Origin of the sequence: Christiangramia sp. LLG6405-1 (assembly GCF_045055805.1) — a bacterium.
Taxonomy (GTDB): Bacteria; Bacteroidota; Bacteroidia; order Flavobacteriales; family Flavobacteriaceae; genus Christiangramia.
Window position 1 is genome coordinate 1032958 of record NZ_CP159330.1, and the last position, 21791, is coordinate 1054748.

At 39.9% G+C, this 21791-nt stretch carries 18 protein-coding genes and 1 tRNA gene; 13 read left to right on the top strand and 6 right to left on the bottom strand.

Annotated features, from left to right (window positions below; all coding sequences use genetic code 11):
* Nucleotide 1: 1 nt before the first annotated feature.
* Nucleotides 2–2305 (bottom strand): TonB-dependent receptor domain-containing protein, encoded by a 2304-nt coding sequence (locus ABVM50_RS04845; protein ID WP_405200211.1) that lies wholly within the window; start codon nucleotides 2303–2305, stop codon nucleotides 2–4.
* 97 nt (nucleotides 2306–2402) lie between these two features.
* Here ABVM50_RS04845 and ABVM50_RS04850 point away from each other — a divergent pair, with 97 nt between their 5' ends.
* The 3 genes from ABVM50_RS04850 to ABVM50_RS04860 are packed head-to-tail and all read left to right on the top strand — an operon-like array spanning nucleotide 2403 to nucleotide 4377.
* Nucleotides 2403–3059, top strand: a complete 657-nt coding sequence (locus tag ABVM50_RS04850) for a metal-dependent transcriptional regulator (protein ID WP_405200212.1) — start codon at nucleotides 2403–2405, stop codon at nucleotides 3057–3059.
* 1 nt (nucleotide 3060) lies between these two features.
* A complete protein-coding gene (locus tag ABVM50_RS04855) occupies nucleotides 3061–3882 on the top strand; it encodes a ZIP family metal transporter (protein ID WP_405200213.1) in 822 nt (273 codons plus the stop codon).
* A gap of 48 nt (nucleotides 3883–3930) precedes the next feature.
* Nucleotides 3931–4377: a hypothetical protein gene (locus tag ABVM50_RS04860; RefSeq protein WP_405200214.1), complete on the top strand. Its 447-nt coding sequence runs from the start codon at nucleotides 3931–3933 to the stop codon at nucleotides 4375–4377.
* Here ABVM50_RS04860 and ABVM50_RS04865 read toward each other — a convergent pair whose 3' ends face one another.
* The 4 genes from ABVM50_RS04865 to ABVM50_RS04880 form a co-directional block, all read right to left on the bottom strand.
* A complete protein-coding gene (locus ABVM50_RS04865) occupies nucleotides 4378–4536 on the bottom strand; it encodes a hypothetical protein (protein WP_405200215.1) in 159 nt (52 codons plus the stop codon).
* A 35-nt stretch (nucleotides 4537–4571) separates the two neighbouring features.
* The gene (feoB, locus tag ABVM50_RS04870) at nucleotides 4572–6674 is read right to left on the bottom strand and encodes a ferrous iron transport protein B (RefSeq protein ID WP_405200216.1); all 2103 of its coding nucleotides are present in this window, start codon (nucleotides 6672–6674) and stop codon (nucleotides 4572–4574) included.
* 1 nt (nucleotide 6675) lies between these two features.
* Nucleotides 6676–6906: a FeoA family protein gene (locus tag ABVM50_RS04875; RefSeq protein ID WP_026914792.1), complete on the bottom strand. Its 231-nt coding sequence runs from the start codon at nucleotides 6904–6906 to the stop codon at nucleotides 6676–6678.
* A 74-nt stretch (nucleotides 6907–6980) separates the two neighbouring features.
* A complete protein-coding gene (locus ABVM50_RS04880; protein WP_405200217.1) occupies nucleotides 6981–7652 on the bottom strand; it encodes an SCO family protein in 672 nt (223 codons plus the stop codon).
* Nucleotides 7653–7803: 151 nt separating this feature from the next.
* On the opposite strand from ABVM50_RS04880, the gene rseP reads away from it, so the two are divergent.
* From rseP to pncA, 7 genes are all read left to right on the top strand, one after another.
* Nucleotides 7804–9120 (top strand): RIP metalloprotease RseP, encoded by a 1317-nt coding sequence (rseP, locus tag ABVM50_RS04885; RefSeq protein ID WP_405200218.1) that lies wholly within the window; start codon nucleotides 7804–7806, stop codon nucleotides 9118–9120.
* A 232-nt stretch (nucleotides 9121–9352) separates the two neighbouring features.
* A tRNA-Asn gene (locus tag ABVM50_RS04890) sits at nucleotides 9353–9426 on the top strand.
* Nucleotides 9427–9738: 312 nt separating this feature from the next.
* Nucleotides 9739–10944 carry a porin gene (locus tag ABVM50_RS04895; protein ID WP_405200219.1) on the top strand — a complete coding sequence of 402 codons (1206 nt, stop codon included), beginning with the start codon at nucleotides 9739–9741 and terminating at the stop codon, nucleotides 10942–10944.
* Nucleotides 10945–11014: 70 nt separating this feature from the next.
* A complete protein-coding gene (locus ABVM50_RS04900; RefSeq protein ID WP_405200220.1) occupies nucleotides 11015–13258 on the top strand; it encodes an anion permease in 2244 nt (747 codons plus the stop codon).
* Nucleotides 13259–13607: 349 nt separating this feature from the next.
* Complete coding sequence (locus ABVM50_RS04905; protein WP_405200221.1) at nucleotides 13608–14102, top strand: hypothetical protein; 495 nt, start codon at nucleotides 13608–13610, stop codon at nucleotides 14100–14102.
* Nucleotides 14103–14232: 130 nt separating this feature from the next.
* Complete coding sequence (locus tag ABVM50_RS04910; RefSeq protein WP_405200222.1) at nucleotides 14233–15642, top strand: nicotinate phosphoribosyltransferase; 1410 nt, start codon at nucleotides 14233–14235, stop codon at nucleotides 15640–15642.
* Nucleotides 15642–16253 carry a bifunctional nicotinamidase/pyrazinamidase gene (pncA, locus tag ABVM50_RS04915; RefSeq protein ID WP_405200223.1) on the top strand — a complete coding sequence of 204 codons (612 nt, stop codon included), beginning with the start codon at nucleotides 15642–15644 and terminating at the stop codon, nucleotides 16251–16253. The genes ABVM50_RS04910 and pncA overlap by 1 nt, the downstream gene beginning before the upstream one ends.
* Here pncA and ABVM50_RS04920 read toward each other — a convergent pair.
* Nucleotides 16250–17026, bottom strand: coding sequence for a THC0290_0291 family protein (locus tag ABVM50_RS04920; RefSeq protein ID WP_405200224.1), 777 nt, complete (start codon nucleotides 17024–17026; stop codon nucleotides 16250–16252). The two genes, pncA and ABVM50_RS04920, sit on opposite strands and share 4 nt — an antisense overlap.
* A gap of 201 nt (nucleotides 17027–17227) precedes the next feature.
* Here ABVM50_RS04920 and gdhA point away from each other — a divergent pair, with 201 nt between their 5' ends.
* The 3 genes from gdhA (at nucleotide 17228) to ABVM50_RS04935 (ending at nucleotide 21769) form a co-directional block, all read left to right on the top strand.
* Nucleotides 17228–18571, top strand: coding sequence for an NADP-specific glutamate dehydrogenase (gene gdhA / locus ABVM50_RS04925; RefSeq protein ID WP_405200225.1), 1344 nt, complete (start codon nucleotides 17228–17230; stop codon nucleotides 18569–18571).
* Nucleotides 18572–18646: 75 nt separating this feature from the next.
* The gene (gene recO, locus ABVM50_RS04930; RefSeq protein WP_405200226.1) at nucleotides 18647–19366 is read left to right on the top strand and encodes a DNA repair protein RecO; all 720 of its coding nucleotides are present in this window, start codon (nucleotides 18647–18649) and stop codon (nucleotides 19364–19366) included.
* The gene (locus ABVM50_RS04935) at nucleotides 19367–21769 is read left to right on the top strand and encodes a TonB-dependent receptor plug domain-containing protein (protein ID WP_405200227.1); all 2403 of its coding nucleotides are present in this window, start codon (nucleotides 19367–19369) and stop codon (nucleotides 21767–21769) included. It begins immediately after the preceding gene.
* Nucleotides 21770–21791 lie beyond the last annotated feature (22 nt).

Here is a 21791-nt window from a genome sequence, read left to right on the forward strand (position 1 = left end):
ATTATAAGGATTCTATTTTGAGACCTATGAATACAGAACGCGGATTCCCGGGTCCATATACATAATTACTATCACGGTTCTTCCCAATATCAAAATCTTCCTGGTAAGCATTGGTGACGTTCTTAACTCCACCAAAGATCTCCATATTGGAATTCACTCTATCCAACGGAATGTTATAACCCAAACGCAAACTTAATTCAGCAAAACTGGAGGTTATATCATATTCGTCTACATCCTGTCCCGTTCCTTCCCCGGCAAAATGCACAATATCCATTTCGCCTGTATAGACAAAGTTAGCACTTGCATTAAAGCGTTTGTCTGGAGTATAGATAAGCGTTGCGTAACCATAATCGTTTGGTGTACGAAGAAAATCTCTTTTCGCTTCCAGTCCTTCTATGTTTTCAACAGGTTCTTCAAATTTGCTGGATTGTAGTGTGAATCCTGCTTCCAGTTCAAATAGGTAATCAAAATTAGCCCTGGTTTCCAGTGTAAATCCTTTCACAGTAGCGCCCGCACCATTACGTTTTTCAAAACGTTCACCAAACTGATCCTCTCCTAATGGGAATAAATAAAAGGCATCGTTCAGTTTTGTATAAAAACCTTCCAGGGTATAACCCCAGATAAAATGCTCGGTAGCTCGATCGTAATTAATAGATGCAGTGAAACTATTACTTCCCTCTTCGAACAGTTCTTCTGCCAGTGAAATTCTGGAAATTCCGCCGCCGGCAAATGCGATGTGCAGATCTGTGTCAAAAGCCTGCGGAGCACGGAAACCTGTTCCCCATCCCAGTCTAAACTGCGTGGTTTCTTTCAGTTTATATAACAACGAAAGACGCGGACTCACAATCGCGTTATCTACCAGATTATGTTTATCGACTCTAAAACCCGAAAGGAAATTGAGATTCTCGGTGACATCCCAGTCATTTTGAAAGAATGCTCCAAAATTTCTGGTCGTTTGATCGATGAGGTAATTGTAAGAAGGGATGATATCGTACACATCATCATATACGAATTCTGCTCCCGTAGTAAGGGTAGTGGTTCCGCCAAGAAAATTGTCGATTCGCTGATTAAATTGTCCACCTCCCTGGTGCGTTTCCACTTCTGAAGTTCCGTAAGGAGGATTGGCAAAAAACTGCTGTTTTTCGATTTCGTCATCTGGAATGATCCCGGTATAATGATCCCGCTTTGTGGATTGACCACCATAATAGAGGATAACCGAACTCTTGTCGTCATTAAAATTTACCTGGTAATCAAGGCTTCCCATTAGAACATTATGAGTTCGCTCTTCACTCTGTTGAGCCAGATATGCGGGGCCTTCCACCATTTCACCACCATAACGGTATTCATACAAACTGCTCAGGCTTAAATTGATCTTGGAATCTTCAGTTGGAAGATAAAAAGCATTAACCCCAAAAGCATTGTCCTTAAGTTTCGGCAACTCAGAATAGTTATCACCATTCGCATCATATAATTCCCGGGTTCTTCGATTAACGAAAAAATTTGCTCCAGCTTTATAATCTTTGGAGACTACTGTTGCGTTCCCGTTTAAAACATCCTGATTTGCATCGCCATCAATGTTCTCGAAAGTATAGCTAAGACTGTATGAATTTTTCTTCGGAATTTTGGTAATTACGTTGACTGTCCCACCAACGGCGCTGGAACCATATAACGCTGAAACTCCACCGCGAACAACTTCGATACGCTCGATCATATTTACTGGAATTTGTTCCAGACCATATAAACCGGTTAACGGACTAAAGATTGGACGACCGTTCACCAGGATCTGTGAGTATCCGCCTTGCAATCCATTCATTCTTAGTTGGGTGTAATTACAGGTCTGGCAATCTTTTTCAATTCTCAGCCCCGGCTGAAAACGCAACCCATCAGAAAGATCTGTCGCAACAACCTGTTCCAGGGTTTCACTATTAATAAGATTTACGATCACCGGTGAATCTGTACGTCTTTTAGCAGTTCTGGTCCCGGTAACCACAATTTCGTCCAGTCCGTTTGGATCTATCTCCATCTCAATGTTCAGAGTCTTTTTTTCCTGTTCGAGCTTGATATTCCTGTAAACTGTCCTGAAGCCCTGGGACTTTACGATGATCTTATACTCACCAGCAGGAAGCTTCAGGCTATAATCACCATTTTCATTAGCACTTGTACCATAAGCTTCATCATCTTCAGTATAGATACTGGCAAATGCAACGGTACCTTCAGAGGAATTAATAGATCCGGTGATTTCAGAACCCTGGGCAAAACTGGAAATTGATATAATTCCGAAGAGGAAAAAAGATATAAACCGCATTATTTTTTTTACGAAGATATAAAATATATTTAGACGAGACTAAAAAATGGATTTATTGAATAAAAAATGTATTTTTGGTGCTATCAAAATGTATTTTATGTTTAGCTTATCTGAAGAGAATTATCTCAAAGCCATATTTCATCTGCAGAATTCCTATAAAAATGGGGTGAGTACGAACGCGCTTGCCGAGGAAATGCAAACCAAAGCCTCCTCGGTGACCGATATGATCAAGAGACTTTCAGAAAAGAGCCTGGTGAATTACAAGAAATATCAGGGGGTAAAACTTAGTGAAGCGGGTAGGGCTGCCGCGATAGAAGTGATTCGAAAACATCGATTATGGGAAGTATTTCTCGTGGAAAAACTCAATTTTAACTGGGATGAGGTGCATGAAGTGGCCGAGCAGCTGGAGCATATTAAGTCTGAAAAGCTAACTGCAGAACTTGACAGGTTTCTGGGATTCCCACAGCGAGATCCACATGGAGACCCAATTCCAGATTCAGAAGGGAACTTTTCAGTAGCTAACCGCGTTTTATTGTCTGAACTTAAAACTGATGAAACCGGGATTTGTGTGGGAGTGAAAGATTCCTCTACAGAATTTCTACAATACCTGGACAAGAATAATATTTCCCTGGGAGCGATCGTAAAGGTGAAGCAAAAGGAGGATTTTGATCAATCAATGTTGATCGAAATGGATGATAATGAATTCATGATCTCAAACCAGATCTCAGCCAACTTATATATAAAAACAACTTAGAATGGAAGCATTAATTAGCTATTTCGAACGATTGGATCCGGTACTTGCAGCATTATATGCAACCCTTTTTACCTGGGGACTTACAGCATTGGGAGCATCGCTGGTTTTCCTGTTTAAAGGAATGAACCGAGCTTTCTTTGATGGAATGCTGGGTTTTACCGGTGGCGTTATGGTAGCGGCAAGTTTCTGGAGTTTGCTGGCTCCCGGAATAGAGATGAGTCCTGGCGAAGGATTTGAAAAAACGATCCCGGCCTTGGTTGGATTTGGGCTGGGAGCATTGTTCATCTTTGGACTTGACAAGGTTTTACCGCATTTGCACGTAAATTTCAAAATGAGTGAAGCTGAAGGGGTTAAAACTCCGTGGCATAAATCTGTATTATTAACGCTGGCGATCACCCTGCACAATATTCCCGAAGGTCTTGCCGTAGGTGTCCTGTTTGGTGGTGTTGCGGCCGGTTTTGAGGGTGCCAGTATTGGTGGTGCGGTAGCTCTGGCCATTGGTATTGGACTGCAAAACTTCCCGGAAGGATTTGCAGTAGCCATGCCTTTAAGAAGACAGGGATTAAGCAGATGGAAAAGTTTTAATTATGGGCAACTTTCTGCGATTGTTGAGCCTTTTGCGGCAGTGCTTGGGGCCTGGGCAGTGATGACCTTTGAACCTATATTACCATACGCACTATGTTTTGCTGCGGGTGCGATGATATTTGTAGTGGTAGAGGAGGTGGTCCCGGAAGCACAGCAGGGTGACTTTACCGATATTTCAACCCTTGGATTTATTGGAGGTTTCATGGTCATGATGACGCTGGACGTAGGTCTCGGGTAGTATTTTGCAACAGGAGTCATTTGCGATCGTCTTTTTTAAAAAGACAATATGCGATTTCTCATCATTCTTATGGTATTATACATTTCTTTTCAATCTACTGAAAAGGAAAAAGAAGAGACAACTTCAGAAACTAAGGAACAAAAGCCGGAAGTAGAATTGAATGTCTTTTCGGCATCCTTATGCCTTGGAGATGAGCTCAATTTTGGAGATCGCCGAATAAAATTCAGGGAGATCATTTCAGATTCAAGGTGTCCCAGTAATCCTATCGTTATGTGCATCTGGGCAGGACAGGTGCGAGTAAAAGTGGATGTCTATGAAAAGCGGGAGTTTGTTGGAAGTGTAGAATTTTCAGGTACTCAGTCAATAGACCATCTTTTTGCTGACTCGAAAGAATTAAAGATAAGTCTGGTAAATGTCAAACCTTATCCAGTGAATCCTGGTAAAATTCCTGCGGAAGATTATATGGTAAGTTTTCGGCTTACCGAAGCGATGTGATTAATCACTACAGCCACAACCGGAAACTCCGCAAGCAGCAGCGCCATCTTTCTTTTTGGAACCGCCAACAAAGGAAGGCTTCCATATAAAGCGCGTAACCACGTAACCCAGAGCTATCAAAAAGGTAATTAAAACCAATATTTCCTGAAGTATTTCCATACCAATTCAGTCGTTTTATAATTCTAAACTTACTATTATTTCAGTACCTGGAATGCAATAAGTGCGACTACATAAGCAAAAGCAGTCATAATTACCAATTGTAAAACAGGCCATTTCCAGGTATTTGTTTCTCGTTTTACTATGGCCAGCGTACTCATACATTGCATTGCAAAGGCATAAAAAAGCAATAAGCTTATACCACTGGCAAATGTAAATAATGGTCCGCCCAAGACAGGGTTGGTTTCTGCGGCCATTCGGTTTTTGATGGTTTCCTCTTCGTCACTTCCCACACTATAGATAGTTGCCAGGGTTCCTACGAAGACCTCTCTTGCAGCAAAGGAACTTATGATCGCGATCCCGATCTTCCAGTCGTAACCTAACGGAGCAACGGCAGGCTCTATTCCACGTCCCATAATACCTATATAGGAATTCTTCAGTTTATAGGAAGCGATTGCTTCTTCTACACTTTCATCCTCTACATTCTCGTTGTTCTCATACTGAGCGGTGATAATCTCTTTAGCATTGTTAAAATCATCTCCGGGACCGTAACTGGCTAGCACCCATAGAATTACAGAAATAGCTAAAATGATCTTTCCGGCGCCAAAAACAAAAGATTTCGTCTTTTCAACCACGTTGATCGCAACATTCTTGGCCATAGGAAGCTTATAATTAGGCATTTCTATGACGAAGTAAGATTTTGTACTGGTCTTTAATATTTTATTCAGTAACCACGAGGAAAAAATAGCCATTCCGAATCCAAGCAAATAAAGAATCATCAAGGTTAATCCCTGGTAATTGAAACCAAAGAAACTCTCGTTTGGTATTACCAATGCGATAATGATTAGATAAACCGGTAATCGTGCAGAGCAGGTTGTAAACGGAACTACCAAAATAGTGATTAGTCTTTCTTTCCAGTTTTCAATATTCCTGGTTGCCATTACTGCCGGAATTGCACAGGCCGTTCCTGAAACCAATGGCACCACACTTTTCCCACTAAGACCAAAACGTCTCATGATCCGGTCCATTAAAAAGACCACCCGGCTCATATAGCCCGATTCTTCCAGAATGGAAATAAAGAGGAATAAAAATGCGATCTGCGGAATAAATATAACGATCCCTCCAAGTCCGGGTACTATCCCTTCTGAAATTAGACTGGTAAAAGAGCCCGGAGGCAGGGTGTTTTTCGTCCATTCACTAAGCGAAGCAAATGCGGCATCGATCATATCCATAGGATAGCTCGACCAGCTATAGATCGCCTGGAAAATTAAAAGTAAGATTCCGAAGAAAATAACATATCCCCAGACCTTATGCGTTAGAATACGGTCAAAACGAGAACGAAGATCTGTAGCCGCATTTTTGTCTACGGTCATTGTCTCCTTCAGCACACCGTTAATGAACTGATATCTTAAAATTGTTTCTTTCTGCTGAAGCCTCTTCAGGTCACTAACAGACTTTGTATTAAAATCTGAACTTCGGTTGATCTCACCACGGTTTATATTTCCGAAGTTGACATCCTGAGTGATTACCAGCCAGAGTTTGTATAAAGATTGATTTGGAAAGGTCTTGCGTAAGTTTCCGAAGTATTCCGGATCGATCACAGATGCGTTTACACAGGGATCTACCGTCATATGACGATAATTGATGATCAATTCCTTTAGCTCTTCAATACCCATATTTTTACGGGCACTTACAAGCGCGATCTTAGTTTTTAAGCGTTCTTCCAGTAATTTTATGTCCAGGCTAATTCCCTTACGATCCATCCTGTCTGCCATATTAATTGCAAGAATGGTAGGAATTCCAAGGTCTTTGATCTGGGTGAACAACAGCAAATTCCGCTTAAGATTTTCCACGTCACTTACAACAACGGCAACATCTGGATAATCCTTATCATTTTTATTGAGAAGCAGTTCTATGACGACATTTTCATCTACAGAACTGGCGTTTAAACTATAAGTACCTGGAAGGTCAAGAATATGAGCTTTTAATCCACGTGGAAGTTTGCAGATCCCTTCCTTTTTCTCAACAGTGATCCCGGGATAATTCCCAACCTTCTGGTTGAGTCCGGTAAGCTGATTGAAAACAGAGGTCTTTCCAGTATTGGGATTTCCTATTAAAGCAACATTAATTTGCTTTCCCATATTAGCCTATTAATTCGATTTCTATAAGCAAAGCAGTCTCTTTTCTAATGGCCAGATGACTCCCGTTTATATTTAAATACATAGGATCATGGAATGGCGCAGTTTGAACAAGTTCTACTTCGTTTCCGGGAAGGCAACCCATTTCGAGCAATTTCAGGGGGACCATATCTGCAGAAAACTCTTTAATGATCCCGCGTTGGCCTCGCCTAAGATTTGCAACCGTCACCTTCATTTTTATTTAGATTGATTTTAAACAAGGCAAAAGTAATGGAATTTGGTCCAATACAAAAGATTAGCCTTAATTAATTAGCGATCCTCTTTCTTCAGTATTTCAATATCGTGCATGAGATCTTCTATGGCTTCCGGCTGGGTACCGTCGTAAAAACCTCTAATTTGTTTCTTTTTATCTACCAGCACGAAATTTTCGGTATGAATCATATCATATTTACCACCATCGCCGGTAGATTTTGTAGCCAGGTAAGATTTACGAGCCAGATCATAGATCTGCTTTTTATCACCAGTTACCAGGTTCCATTTTTCGTCCATCACCCCTTTTTCCAACGCATATTCTTTTAAGACGGGAACACTGTCGGTTACAGGAAAAACAGTATGGGAGAGGAGTAAGATGTCCTCATCATCCTTAATTTTTTCCTGGATCTCTATCATATGATCTGTCATGATCGGGCAAATGGTAAGGCAGGTGGTAAAAAAGAAGTCGGCTACATAGATCTTATCATCATAAAAATCTTCAGTAATAGTATCACCATTTTGATTTACGAGTTTAAAATCTGCGATCTTGTGATATTTCCTAACAAACTGAACGGTGGTATCCACCAGTTCAGCATTTACCATGTCTGGTTGATAAACGGGTAATCGCTCCTCAGGTTTCAGTAATGTATAAATAAAATACATGATGATGACCGAGAGAACAGCCAGTACAATGGCGAACGGTTTATAGCGGGCAAAGAACTTAAGCATTGGCGCAATTTTTTACAAAGTTATGGCCTGAGGCTCAATTAGTCCAATTTCTTCTGCGGAATTTTTCGTGGTTGCTTACTCGATCAAACTAAACTTTTCTAGAAGCTTTTAAAAACTTACTTTTGTGCGATTTAAAATTTGAAGTTAGCTGATGGATCCATTTCTAGTAAAAGCCATACAATTAATATTAAGCCTTTCCCTACTTATTGTTCTTCACGAATTAGGTCATTTTATTCCGGCCAAATTATTCAAGACCAGAGTTGAAAAGTTCTACCTGTTCTTTGATGTGAAATTTTCATTACTTAAGAAAAAGATTGGTGAAACCACCTATGGAATTGGTTGGTTACCGCTTGGAGGATATGTGAAAATCGCGGGAATGATCGATGAGAGTATGGATAAGGAACAAATGTCCAAACCGCCACAACCCTGGGAGTTTAGAAGCAAACCGGCATGGCAGCGATTAATCATCATGCTGGGTGGTGTAACTGTAAACCTTGTGCTTGGTTTTCTTATTTATATGATGATCATGTTCGTTTGGGGATCTGCTTACGTAGGGCCCGATGAAATGCCAGATGGATTTGCGGTGATCGATGATTTTAAAGAATATGGTTTCGAGGATGGAGACAGGATCCTTGAAGTGAATGGAAATGAGTTCCAGAATAGTCTGGATATCAATAAGCATCTTTTCATGAGAGATGTTCAGAATATTACAGTATTACATCAGGATGGTTCAGAAGAAACTATTGAGGTTCCAGAAGAAATAGGGACACAGATGTTTGAAAAAGGGGTAATGCAGCCATTTGTTCCAATTCAGTCTGCCGTACTTGATACGGTAATTGCAGAACATGCAGCATCAAAAGCAGGTCTTAAAAAAGGAGATAGTATTATTAGCCTGAATGATGTTGAAATTGGTTACTGGCATGAAATTGCTCCGGCTTCCTTTGAAAACAAGGAAAAAACTATTGAAGTTGTTTTTGAACGAAAAGGGGAGATCATGAGCACAGAGATCACTCCAGATGAGGATGGATACCTGGGTGTTGGACCAGCTTCAGAAATCGAGATCAAACGCAATAAGTACGGTCTTAGCGAAAGCATAAGCAAAGGATTTGATTACGGTTACTGGACATTAAGAGATTATGTGTACCAGTTCAAATATGTATTTACTAAAAAAGGAGCTACGCAACTTGGAGGTTTCGGAGCCATTGGAGGCTTGTTCCCTGATACCTGGAACTGGTTCGGGTTCTGGAATACCACGGCCTTACTTTCAATTATCCTGGCATTTATGAATATCCTGCCAATTCCGGCACTGGATGGGGGACATGTGATGTTCCTGCTCTATGAAATGGTTACAGGTAGAAAGCCAAACGATAAGTTTATGGAGATCGCCCAGATGGCTGGTTTCTTCTTATTAATTGCGCTGGTGCTTTATGCAAATGGAAATGATATTTACCGCTGGTTATTTGAATAATCTCTGCGGAAGAATTTTTAGATATAAATCAGTCCTTCGGGGCTGTTTTTTTATTTAATAGTAGCTATAGAAATATAAAATTCATCATTACTGAAAATTTTATTGATCTGTAAATAATTGACTTTCTGAAGGATTCGTAATCGAAGTAAAATTCTTCGAAAAAAATCTGAAATTTGTTTTGACAGCATTTAAAAATTGATTTATATTTGCAACCGCTTTCAAAGCAAAACATTCCTCCTTAGCTCAGTTGGTTAGAGCATCTGACTGTTAATCAGAGGGTCCTTGGTTCGAGCCCAAGAGGAGGAGCAACAAAGCCATTCGTTTTTCGAGTGGCTTTCTTGTTTTTTGTACTTTCCTCTCTAACCCTATTTTTAAACATTATTTAATATAAGCGTGACCTTAAGGAGACATCGCTGTACTTTCTTTGTGTGTACAAAAGCACACGAAAATCGTATAAGTTTTTGTCGACTCTACATAATAGTGTGCGAGGCTGTCCTGTAAAAACAGGGCAGCCTTTTTTTGTTAACTTAGACCAACCTCAGGTTTAACTCTTGGGAAACATTCAGTTAACATAAAGTCTGTTTCTTTGTCGCCGACAAAAACTTATAATACGATTTAATGAAGACTAGATTCAGCACACTTGTTTTGTGCCTGTTCGTCGCACTGGGACTTGAAGCTCAGGAAATAAGTGACACAAAATTTGGAAAAGGCCTGCTTAATTTCACCGCAAAGGATAGTTCCTTTAGCGTGAAATTTGCACCAAGGTTTCAGTTTAGATCTTTTACTACCTGGAATCACGATGGAGAAGAGTACATGGATCCAGAACAAAATTTCCTGATTAGAAGAGCAAGACTAAAATTTGATGGATTCGCCCTTACGCCAAAACTGGTTTATAAGATCGAACTTGGTCTATCCAATAATGACATTTCCGGAGCCAATCAGTTTACATCTAATTCGCCAAGATATATTCTCGACGCAGTTCTTAAATGGCATTTTCATAAAAATTTCGAACTATGGGCGGGACAGACCAAACTTCCTGGAAATGTGGAAAGGGTTATTTCTTCAGCGAGTTTACAGCTTATAGACCGCTCCATTCTAAATAGCAGATTTAATCTGGATAGAGATATCGGACTTCAGCTACACCATAAATTCAAACTGGGAGAAAAATTCGTAATTAAAGAGAAGCTGGCATTTTCTCAGGGAGAAGGACGTAATATTACCAGCGGTAGCCAGGGAGGAATGGAATATACCGGGAGACTTGAGCTTCTGCCATTCGGAGAATTTCTTGAAAAAGGAGATTATTTCCAGGCAGATCTTGAAAGAGAGCCATCTCCTAAACTAATGCTGGGAGCAGTTTACGATATTAATAACGATGCCGTAAGAACTAGAAGTAACCTGGGCAGTTTTATGCTGTTAGAGGATGGGACGCTCTATGAAACAGACATCCAAACGTTTTTCCTGGATGCCGTTTTTAAATACCGCGGACTTTCTGTAATGGCAGAATATGCATATCGTGATGCAGAAGATCCAATTGCCAGAATTCAGGGAGAAAATCAGGCAGCTGAGTACAGGGTGCTGGAAGCGCAGGGAATAAACTTTCAAACTGCGTACCTTTTCAAAAGTAATTATGAAATTGCAGCAAGGTATTCAAGAAACGACTATTCCGATATTATTGAAGTAGATGACGTAGAGCAATACACCCTTGGAGGATCCAAATATATTGTAGGACATAAGCTAAAGATACAGGCAGATATAAATTATTCGAAGCAGGCTGAAGTAGAGGATTTTATCTCATTTAGAACGGGCTTTGAATTTCACTTTTAAAATTAACAATTAGGTAACAGTAAATCCACGATTTGGTTGGATACTTGCACCGCTTTTTAAACATAATAAAATGGAAAATATTTACTTGTTGATGCTGGTTGCATTAGTGGTTCTTGCCATCGCCGATTTGGTGGTTGGAGTTAGTAATGACGCTGTTAACTTCCTGAACTCTGCGATTGGTTCCAAGGCGATCTCATTTAAAACGATCATGATCGTGGCTAGTGTAGGGATCTTTATTGGTGCTGTTTTTTCCAGCGGAATGATGGAGGTAGCCAGAAAAGGTATTTTCATGCCTGGTCAATTCTATTTTGATGAGATCATGATCATATTTATGGCTGTAATGATCACAGACATTCTCCTGCTGGATTTTTTCAACACACTGGGAATGCCAACTTCAACAACAGTTTCCATTGTATTCGAATTACTTGGAGCAGCAGTAGTAATGGCGCTTATTAAAATTGGAGCTTCAGATACTCAAACGCTGGCAGATCTTTCCACTTACATAAATACAGATAAAGCAACCGAAATTATATCCGGAATATTTCTATCTGTCGTCATCGCATTTACCATAGGAGCATTGGTACAGTGGTTGTCCCGTTTAGTATTCACTTTTGAATACGAAAAGAAGATCAAAAATTTTGGTTCTATTTTCGGCGGAATCTGTCTTGCAGCCATCAGTTATTTCATCATTTTCAAAGGGATGAAAGGAACTCCTTATTACGATAGTTTTAAAGATGTACTTTCTACACAAGTTTATGCAGTAGTTGCAGTTAGTTTCCTGTTCTGGACACTTTTCAGCTATCTCTTTATGAAAATCTTCAAGAAAAGTATCCTCATCTTTGTGATTGCAGTAGGAACATTTGGTCTTGCTCTTGCCTTCTCAGGGAATGACCTGGTAAACTTTATTGGGGTTCCAATGGCAGCTTATCACTCTTATGAAGCCTGGGCAGCATCTGGCCAGATCTCTACGGAATTTTCTATGGAGGTGTTACGTGATAAAGTTCCAGCAGAACCAATTTTATTATTTATTTCTGGAGCCATTATGGTGCTTACACTCTGGTTTTCGAAGAAAGCAAAGACTGTAGCTGAAACCGAAATTGGACTTTCCAGACAGGGACATGGAACTGAAAAGTTCGATCCAAATATGCTTTCCCGTGCTCTTGTGACAGGAACAACCAAGCTTGCTGATACTTTTAGAGTGATTATTCCTGGTGGAATGCGTAGAAAAATTGGTCGCAGTTTCAACAAACCCGATGATATACTTATAGGGGATAAAGCTGAAGAACAACCTGCTTTTGATATGATCCGTGCTGCGATTAACCTTACTGTAGCCGGTGTATTAATCTCTATCGCTACTTCCTATAAATTACCCTTATCTACTACTTATGTAACTTTTATGGTTGCTATGGGAACTTCATTGGCAGATAAAGCCTGGGGTAGAGAAAGTGCGGTATATCGTGTAGCCGGAGTTTTGAAAGTAATTGGAGGTTGGTTCTTCACTGCATTTAGCGCCTTCTCGGCTGCAGGAATTTTAACCTATATTATTTTCCTCGGAAAGGGACCTGCAATTGCCATTCTTTTAATTGCAGCTATAGGATTACTTGCCAGAAACTATATCTCACACAAGAATAAGGAAACTGCTAAAGCCGATAAATCTGGCTTGAAAAAATCTGAAAGTAAGACCGTTCAGGGGATCATCCTTGAAAGTGCTGATAATATTTCTAATGTGGTAAGCAGATCCAACAAGATCTTCTCTGATACCTTTGCAGGCTTATCCAAACAGGATAAGAAGAAGTTGAAGAAGAGTAAGAAGGGTGTGGAAAAACTTGAATCTGAGATCGAAGATCTCAGAGACCAGATATTCTTTTTTATCAAAAGTCTTGATGAGACCAGTGTTCGTGGAAGTAGTTTTTATATTTCTATTCTTGGACACCTTACAGATATTGCTCAATCCCTGGAATATATTTCCAAGAAAAGTTACAAGCATGTGAACAATAATCACAAACCGCTCCGATATAATCAGCTTTTAGATCTTAAGGAGATTGATGATATTTTAAGCGAATTGCTTACAGAGATCGAAGTAATATTTAATAACAGGGAGTTCCAGGATATAAGTAGAGTAGTTGCTAAAAAAGAAATAGTGCTACAGAGGATTTCTGAAAAGATCGAAAAACAAGTGTCAAGAACGAGAACTGAAGAATCCAGTCCTAAAAATACGACCTTGTACTTCAACTTATTATTAGAGACCAAAGATCTAATGAAAGCGATCATGAGTCTTATGGAAGAATACAATTCCAGTTATAAAAAGGTATAAACCTGAAGTTTTAGTATGAAAAAGCCACATTTAGTAATGTGGCTTTTTTTATTAGATAAACTTGTATTTGTAGCTATAAACGTTAATATGTCATGATATCTGCAAATTCAAAGATCTCACAAACTTCTGGTAAAGTAGTTTAGGAACTTTTATGTAAAAATTCAATTTATGGAAAACCGCATAGGAGATAGCTCTTTGCCGGGAAATTCAGGTCTTTGGGCGGAGTGTAAAGTAATTTATTTATAAAATTAAGTTAGGATTTATTATTCGCTAGGAACAACATATAGAATGGTCTAGATTTACAAAACCCCGATCTACTTCGACTTCAGCTTGCTGCAATCGATCTTAGATGAAACCATTAAAGAATTTATTCTTAAAATACACCACCACACCTGGAAAATTAAAAAGTAAAACAGCCAAAGCTTTTTTTCTTTCAGCAAGCACTTTGATGCTAGTGTTATTTTCAAGTTGTAACCCAGCTGCCCTTGTCAATCCTGATAGTTACAGTGACAAATGGGAAAATACCTATGTCTGGTTCTCTCCTTCAGATCTTAGTACGATCTATGTCTCTGGAAATGGAGATCCTGAAACAGCTTTGCCGGTGCCAAATGATTCCGACTATTTAATAGAATGGAGTAAAAAAGGGGAGATCTATGAGCTAAAGATCACTTCGTATTACCAGGATATTGACTTTGCCTGGTTCGACGGATATGATGCTGAGAATAATTCCGAAGAAATTCCGTGGATACAGGAAGGAAATACTTTAGAGCTGATAAGCGAAAAACTACTACCTTCTGAAAATGGCAAGTATCGTATTTCCCTCTCAGATGATCTGAAAGATTAAGCTTAACTAATATATTGCATTCCCGCGATCGAGATAAATTCTCTAAGTTCCGGGCATGAACTCGTAAATTTGGTAAATTTGTGATCAACGATCATTCAACTAGAAGTTAGATCGTACTCAAGAATTTACTATGAATCAATTTACCGCTACTTATACAGACCAGTACCAATTGTCCATGGCTCAGGTCTACTTCAAAAAGGGTCACAAAGACCAGCAGGCAGTTTTCGATTATTACTTTAGAAAATTACCATTTAAAAGTGGATATGCGATCTTTTCAGGACTTGAGGATCTTCTGGAAATTTTGTCGAAGCTTCGATTTTCTGAAGATGATCTTGAATTCTTAAAAGAACAGGGTTTTGAAAAGGACTTTCTCGAATATCTAAAGGACTTCCAATTCAAAGGAAAAATCTATTCAGTAAAAGAAGGTGATATTGTATTTCCAACCCGCCCGATCTTACAGGTGGAAGCAAGTATCATCGAGGCCCAGATTATCGAGACTATTCTTCTCAATTTATTAAACTTTCAAACCCTTATTGCTACCAAGGCAAGCCGTATGCGCTTAGTAGCCGGAGACGCGACTTTGCTGGATTTCGGATTAAGACGCGCCCAGGCTAGTGGAGGATATTTTGCGACTCGCGCTGCGATCATTGGAGGTTTTAATGGTACTAGTAACGTGGTAGCGGGAAAAGATTTTGATATCCCTGTTTCTGGAACAATGGCTCATTCTTTCGTGCAAAGCTATGATGATGAATTGACGGCTTTTAGGGACTTCGCTGAAGGTCGTCCTGAGAATTGCGTACTTCTTGTAGACACTTATAATACATTGAAAAGCGGTATCCCTAATGCGATCAAGGTTGCAAAGGAGATGGAAGAGCGCGGTAAAAAATTAATGGCGGTTAGGCTTGACAGTGGAGATCTAAGTTATTTCGCCAAGGAGAGCAGGAAAATGCTCGATGCAGCTGATCTTGAATATGTAAAGATAGCAGCTTCGAATCAGTTAGATGAGCATGTGATCAAAAGTTTACTGGAGCAACAAGCTCCTATTGATATTTTTGGAGTGGGAACGAACCTGGTGACCGGCGATCCAGATGGTGCTTTGGATGGGGTTTACAAACTTGCATTTTCCGCAGGTAAACCAAGAATAAAAATTTCAGAAAGCATCATTAAGATCACTTTGCCACATAAAAAGCAGGTTTTCAGAATAAAAGATGAGAACGGGAAGTGTATTGGAGCAGATGCGATTGGCCTTTACCATGAGGACAAAATTGAGGAAATGCATCATCCATTCGAACCTTACAAATCCATGAAACTGAAGCATTATCAGCAGGAAGCTCTGCTGGATCTGGTGATGGAGGAAGGAAAGGTGCTGCAGGAAAAAAGAAGTCTTAGTGAAATTTCTGAATATAGTATCTCAAGACTTTCAGAACTGCCTATAGAATATAAACGTTTTAACAATCCGCATATCTATAAGATCGGGATTAGCGAAACGCTGAAAGAGGAACGGGATCAGTTGATCAAAATGCAGAAAAATAAGATATAATGAAGACGCTTGTTCTTATAGATATTCAAAATGATTTTATGCCGGGCGGTGCACTCGCTGTAGAGAATGGTGATGAAATAGTTCCATTGCTTAATGAACTTCAGAAAAAATTCGATCTCGTTATTGCTACACAGGACTGGCATGCAAATGGGCATTCCAGCTTTGCCTCAGCTCACAAGGATGCGAAGGTTTTTGATCTTATTAAGCTAAACGGACTTGATCAGGTTCTTTGGCCGGATCACTGTGTTCAAAATACCAGTGGTGCTGAATTTCATCCAGAACTTGATACCAATCGTATCGAAACCATTTTTAGAAAGGGAACAGATCTGGCGATTGATAGCTATAGTGGATTTTATGATAATGCACATTTAAAGTCTACGGGACTTTCAGGATATCTGAAGGATAAAGGTGTACAGAATGTATATTTCGCCGGTTTGGCGGCAGATTATTGCGTAGCCTATTCGGTTCTGGATAGTATTGCTGAAGGTTTTAATACGACACTCATCGAGGATGCGACCAGGGCTATAGATAAAGAAGGTTTTGATAAAATGAAACTGGAAATTCTTAGAAAAGGTGGTACTATTTTGAACTCTGCTGAACTGGAATTCTAGAAATCCAGGTAATAAATATAACCTACATTGAACCAGAGTACAAAGTCATTAAACTTATTCTGTGGTCCCTGTACATCCAGGCCTTCCAGCTTATCTGTATCATAATAAGTAGCTCTGGCTTCCAGTTGTAGATCACTGAACCTACTAAGCCTGTACCGTAACCCTGCGCTCCCAAGAATGGCAAAGGTATTTCCCGGTTCCAGAAATAGTCCATCCTTAAAGGTGTCAAAAAGCACTTTGGGACTATCTAGTGGGCCAAGTTCTGAATACGCGGCAGGTCTGTAATGCACAAAATGAACTCCCAATGAAATATACGGGGCAAACAGGTAACCAAAATCCCTGGCTTTTTTTATTCCTAAAAAGTGATATTCAAGAGAAGTTCCTGCCTCAATAACTTCAGTTTCTCCATGCATTGCCCGAAGTTGCTGTCCTCCCAAACTATTTTTTTCTGCCACCGGACCATAATGGTCCAGGTTAGATCTTAAATAATCGATCTCATTTCTAATTCTGAAATACTTAGTAAACCATAAGCTGGTAGGCCTGCAACTACATTCTGGTTTGAAGGCGAAATTCATATAATGCACCAGGCCAACACCAAAACCACCATTATCCAGGTTATTTTTTACATTCCATCGCTCACCATAATCAGTAAAGAATCCGGCAGGACCTGCAATAACTCCAACTTCATTAGAAAAACTAAGCTGTCCTGAAGCATTTTGAGAATAGCCCAGGATGATGATTAAGAACAGAAGAAAAACCTTATTGATGTTCATTGAATGCAGCTTGCAACGTTAGCAAATATAGCAAAACTACTTTAACATAATATTTATAAACTGCCTGAGAAAACAGGCTCTGAAAGTAAAAGTTAATTTTATATCAAATGACGGAATGAATCCAGTAATCCTTATAGAATATTTATATTTGCAGCATAATTTGGATAAAAAATTTATAATTTAATAATAGCGCCAGTCATTATGGAAAAAAATGTCAAAAATTTCCTGGAAAAGGTGTCAACCAGAAACCAGAACGAACCAGAATTTATGCAAGCGGTTCATGAGGTGGCTGAAACCGTAATTCCTTTTATTGAAAAGAATAAAAAATACCAGAACAAGATGCTTCTGGAGCGCATGGTGGAGCCAGAAAGGGTTGTGATGTTTAGAATACCATGGCTAGATGATAATGGGGATATTCAGGTAAATCGAGGATTTAGAATCCAGATGAACTCAGCGATTGGACCATACAAAGGTGGTTTGCGTTTTCATCCATCGGTAAACCTTAGTATTCTTAAGTTTCTTGCGTTTGAGCAGACTTTCAAAAACAGCCTTACAACACTTCCTATGGGCGGTGGTAAAGGAGGATCAGATTTTGACCCGAAAGGAAAATCTGATAATGAAGTAATGCGTTTCTGCCAGAGCTTTATGACTGAATTGCAAAGACATATTGGAGCTAATGCTGATGTACCTGCAGGTGATATTGGTGTTGGTGCTCGTGAGATTGGATTCATGTTTGGACAATACAAGAGAATTCAGAATGAGTTTACAGGTATTTTGACTGGAAAAGGTCTTAGCTATGGTGGATCTTTGATTAGACCTGAAGCTACAGGATACGGGAACGTATACTTCGCTCAAAATATGCTGAAAACCAAAGGAGAGAAGCTAGAGGGTAAAACCATAGTAATCTCAGGTGCTGGAAACGTTGCACAGTATGCTGCGGAAAAAGCGACTCAGCTAGGAGCTAAAGTTGTTACCATGTCTGATTCTGGAGGATTCATCTACGATAAAGATGGTATTGATGCAGATAAACTTCAGTTTATCATGGAGCTCAAAAATGAGAGACGTGGTAGAATTAGTGAGTATGTAGATCAATATTCTGGAGCTGAATATCACGAAGGTAAAACTCCATGGGATATTAAGTGTGATATCGCATTACCGTGTGCAACTCAGAATGAGTTAGATAAAGAAGATGCTCAGGCATTGGTCAATAATGGCTGTATGTGTGTAGGAGAGGGAGCGAACATGCCATGTACTCCTGAAGCGATCGAGGTTTTCCATAATGAAAAGATATTGTTCTCACCAGGAAAGGCTTCTAATGCCGGTGGTGTTGCAACTTCAGGTTTGGAAATGTCTCAGAACTCTATGCGTTACAACTGGACTTCAGAAGAAGTAGATAAGAAACTTCATGAAATCATGAATGATATTCATGAGGCGTGTGTGGAATATGGTACTACCGAAGATGGTTATGTGGACTACGTAAAAGGAGCGAACATTGCAGGATTTGTAAAAGTAGCAGACGCTATGCTAGCACAGGGTGTTGTATAGTTAAGCATTCGAAATATAGGACTAAAGCCGCTGAAAAGCGGCTTTTTTTATACATTGCTCACAAATTCTTTCAGCATGCTGGTGCATACCAAAGCGATCGTGATCAGTGCTTTAAAATATGGGGAGGCAGATCTTATAGTCAAGCTTTACACGCTGTCTGATGGTCTTAGAACCTATATGCTGAAAGGAGCGCTCAAGAGTCGCCGGGGTAAATTCAAAGCTTCCATGTTCCAAAGTCTTACTCAGCTGGATATCGTGGCGAATCATAAAAATACCGGGAAACTGGAGTATTTGAAAGAAGCAAAAGTGATTGCGAATTATCAAAGCTTGCACACACATCCGGTTAAACAGGCGCTGGTGATGTTCCTGGCTGAAGTTCTCAAAAATAGTATCAGGGAAGAAGAAAACAACGAATCGCTGTTCCATTACCTTGAATATAGCCTGCAATATCTTGATGCTGCGGAAAAAGTCGCCAATTTTCATCTGTTATTCCTACTTCAACTTACCAGATATCTTGGGTTCCAGCCTCAAAATTCTACTTCAGAAGCTGAATATTTTAATATGCTCGATGGAGTTTTCCAGGAAATTCCCACGAATGACTATTGCATAGAAGGTAATACTGTAAATTTGCTGAAAAATTTATTGGGCACCGAATTTGATGCCTTATCGAGTATAAAATTGAACCAGGCTTCACGCACAGACTTCCTTAAAATGCTTCTTCTTTATTTTGAACTGCATATTGAAGGTTTTCGTAAACCGAAGTCTCTTGGAGTGTTAAATGAAATTTTTGGATAAATGCGGTCAGGACTCTTAGTTCTATTTTTCTTTCTTTCTTATTTCCATCTTTCTGCACAGGAGATCAGGATTCTGGATAGCGATACCGGTGAACCTGTTGCCGGGGTGGCCATTTACAATCAGGATCAGTCAAAATATACTATTTCAGATATTGAAGGAGTAGCGATCATCACTAATTTTCAAGATACCGAAGTCATTATTTTTAAGTCGGTTTCCTATAAAGAAGTATATCGCAGAAAAAGAGAAATCCTTCAGAATAATAGTATCGTTGTTCTGGAACCGGGTGAAAATCAGCTGGAACAGATCACACTCTCAGCGGCGCGTTTTAAGCTGAAAAAAGATGAAATTCCGCAGAAGATCGTGAGCATCGTTCCATCTGAAATTTTAATGGCGAATCCTCAAACTTCAGCAGATCTGCTGGAAAGTACGGGACAGGTTTTTGTTCAGAAAAGCCAGTTAGGCGGCGGAAGTCCCATGATAAGAGGTTTTTCAACTAACAGATTATTACTCACCGTGGATGGAGTGCGTATGAATTCTGCCATTTTCCGAAGCGGGAATCTTCAGAACGTGATCTCAGTAGATCCATTAATTGTAGAGAATGCCGAAGTTATTCTTGGTCCGGGTTCTGTGGTTTACGGGAGTGATGCTATTGGCGGGGTGATGAATTTTTATACACTGCAGCCAGATTTTAGTTTTACCGGTGGCACTTCAGTTTCAGGCTCCATTTATACTCGTTTTGCCACTGCTAATAATGAAAATACGGTACATGCAGATGTAAATGTAGGACGTGAAAACTGGGCTTTTAGAACCGGGATCACTTATTCAGATTTTGGTGACCTAAAGATGGGAGAACATGGTCCAGACGACTACCTACGCCCTGATTATGCTGAAAGGCAGAACGGCATTGATGTGATGGTGGAAAATCCAGATCCCCTGGTTCAGAAACCTACAGGATATGACCAGATCAACCTCTTGCAAAAGGTCAAGTATATGCCATCCAAAGACTGGGATTTTAATCTCGGACTTGTCTACTCTCAGACTTCCGATTTCCCGAGGTTTGACCGACTAAACCGCAAGAAGGATGGTGTTTTGCGTGCTGCAGAATGGTATTATGGTCCGCAAACCTGGTTTCTTGGAAATTTGAAAATCAATCATCGCAGCCGTTCAGAATTTTACGATAAAGTTCAGTTTACAGGTGCTTATCAGTATTTTGGGGAAAGTAGAAACGACCGGGATTTTGGAGAGACTGTCCTTTTTTCTACGGAAGAAAATGTAGATGCTTATTCAGCAAACCTGGATTTCGAAAAGTCATTGTCTGAGAGTAAATTGTTCTATGGTTTCGAATATGTACTTAATTCGGTTGCTTCCGAAGGAGCTTTCAGAAATATTCAGAATGGAGAAACCGGAGATACAGCCAGCAGGTATCCAGATGACTCAAAATGGCAATCCATGGCGGTATATTCCAGTTACCAGTGGAAAATAAGTGAAGATCTTTCTTTGCAGTCGGGTCTACGCTACAATTATATCCTGGTGAACGCAAGATTTGAGGATCGTTTTTATGATTTTCCTTTTGAGGAAGCAAATATTAGCACTGGTGCCTTCACCGGAAGTCTTGGGCTTAACTGGCGTCAAAATCATTTTGTAGGCTGGAGATTGGGGCTTTCTACCGCTTTTCGTGCTCCAAATATTGATGATATTGGTAAAATATTTGATTCTGAACCTGGATCTGTAGTAGTACCTAATCCAAACCTGAAATCGGAATATGCCTATAATACAGAGGTTGGTGCCGACTTCAATTTTAGCGATAATCTTCGTCTTGGGTTAACCGCTTATTATACGTACCTCGATGATGCGATGGTTCGAAGAGATTATGATCTGGGTGGTGTTACCGAGATCGATTACCAGGGCGAACCTAGTCGTGTACAGGCCATACAAAATGCTGCCAACGCTTATGTTTATGGGCTGGAAGCCGGACTGGAAATAGATTTTTCGGTAGCCTTACGTATGAACTCGCAATTTAGCTACACCTATGGAGAAGAAAATGATGGTGGGGAATATGTGCCTTTGAGACATGCAGCACCAATGTTTGGAAGTACGCATCTGGTCTGGAACAAGCGAAAACTAAAACTTGACCTATTTGCAGAGTACAACGGTGAATTTGACTTTGAAGATCTTGCTCCGGGAGAGCAGGATAAAGCTTATTTATATGCTACAGATTCTAATGGAAACCCATATTCACCGGCATGGTATACACTTAATTTAACAGGTCAATACCGTCTCAACCCTAATTGGCTGGCTACGGTTTCTCTCGAAAATATAACCAACCAGCGATATCGCACCTATTCTTCAGGAATTGCTGCAGCAGGTAGAAATTTGATCATAGCCCTGAGCTATAATTTTTAAGAGCTTTTTTGCTTTCATATTT

What these genes read in the sequence shown, in the direction of transcription:
- ABVM50_RS04880 (WP_405200217.1), bottom strand. Translation starts at nt 7,652, where the DNA reads ATGCTTAAGTTCTTTGCCCGCTATAAACCGTTCGCCATTGTACTGGCT.
- ABVM50_RS04910 (WP_405200222.1), top strand. Translation starts at nt 14,233, where the DNA reads ATGAATCAATTTACCGCTACTTATACAGACCAGTACCAATTGTCCATG.
- ABVM50_RS04850 (WP_405200212.1), top strand. Translation starts at nt 2,403, where the DNA reads ATGTTTAGCTTATCTGAAGAGAATTATCTCAAAGCCATATTTCATCTG.
- ABVM50_RS04900 (WP_405200220.1), top strand. Translation starts at nt 11,015, where the DNA reads ATGGAAAATATTTACTTGTTGATGCTGGTTGCATTAGTGGTTCTTGCC.
- ABVM50_RS04855 (WP_405200213.1), top strand. Translation starts at nt 3,061, where the DNA reads ATGGAAGCATTAATTAGCTATTTCGAACGATTGGATCCGGTACTTGCA.
- ABVM50_RS04865 (WP_405200215.1), bottom strand. Translation starts at nt 4,536, where the DNA reads ATGGAAATACTTCAGGAAATATTGGTTTTAATTACCTTTTTGATAGCT.
- ABVM50_RS04920 (WP_405200224.1), bottom strand. Translation starts at nt 17,026, where the DNA reads ATGAACATCAATAAGGTTTTTCTTCTGTTCTTAATCATCATCCTGGGC.
- ABVM50_RS04905 (WP_405200221.1), top strand. Translation starts at nt 13,608, where the DNA reads ATGAAACCATTAAAGAATTTATTCTTAAAATACACCACCACACCTGGA.
- feoB (WP_405200216.1), bottom strand. Translation starts at nt 6,674, where the DNA reads ATGGGAAAGCAAATTAATGTTGCTTTAATAGGAAATCCCAATACTGGA.
- rseP (WP_405200218.1), top strand. Translation starts at nt 7,804, where the DNA reads ATGGATCCATTTCTAGTAAAAGCCATACAATTAATATTAAGCCTTTCC.
- gdhA (WP_405200225.1), top strand. Translation starts at nt 17,228, where the DNA reads ATGGAAAAAAATGTCAAAAATTTCCTGGAAAAGGTGTCAACCAGAAAC.
- ABVM50_RS04895 (WP_405200219.1), top strand. Translation starts at nt 9,739, where the DNA reads ATGAAGACTAGATTCAGCACACTTGTTTTGTGCCTGTTCGTCGCACTG.
- ABVM50_RS04860 (WP_405200214.1), top strand. Translation starts at nt 3,931, where the DNA reads ATGCGATTTCTCATCATTCTTATGGTATTATACATTTCTTTTCAATCT.
- ABVM50_RS04935 (WP_405200227.1), top strand. Translation starts at nt 19,367, where the DNA reads ATGCGGTCAGGACTCTTAGTTCTATTTTTCTTTCTTTCTTATTTCCAT.
- ABVM50_RS04845 (WP_405200211.1), bottom strand. Translation starts at nt 2,305, where the DNA reads ATGCGGTTTATATCTTTTTTCCTCTTCGGAATTATATCAATTTCCAGT.
- ABVM50_RS04875 (WP_026914792.1), bottom strand. Translation starts at nt 6,906, where the DNA reads ATGAAGGTGACGGTTGCAAATCTTAGGCGAGGCCAACGCGGGATCATT.
- pncA (WP_405200223.1), top strand. Translation starts at nt 15,642, where the DNA reads ATGAAGACGCTTGTTCTTATAGATATTCAAAATGATTTTATGCCGGGC.
- recO (WP_405200226.1), top strand. Translation starts at nt 18,647, where the DNA reads ATGCTGGTGCATACCAAAGCGATCGTGATCAGTGCTTTAAAATATGGG.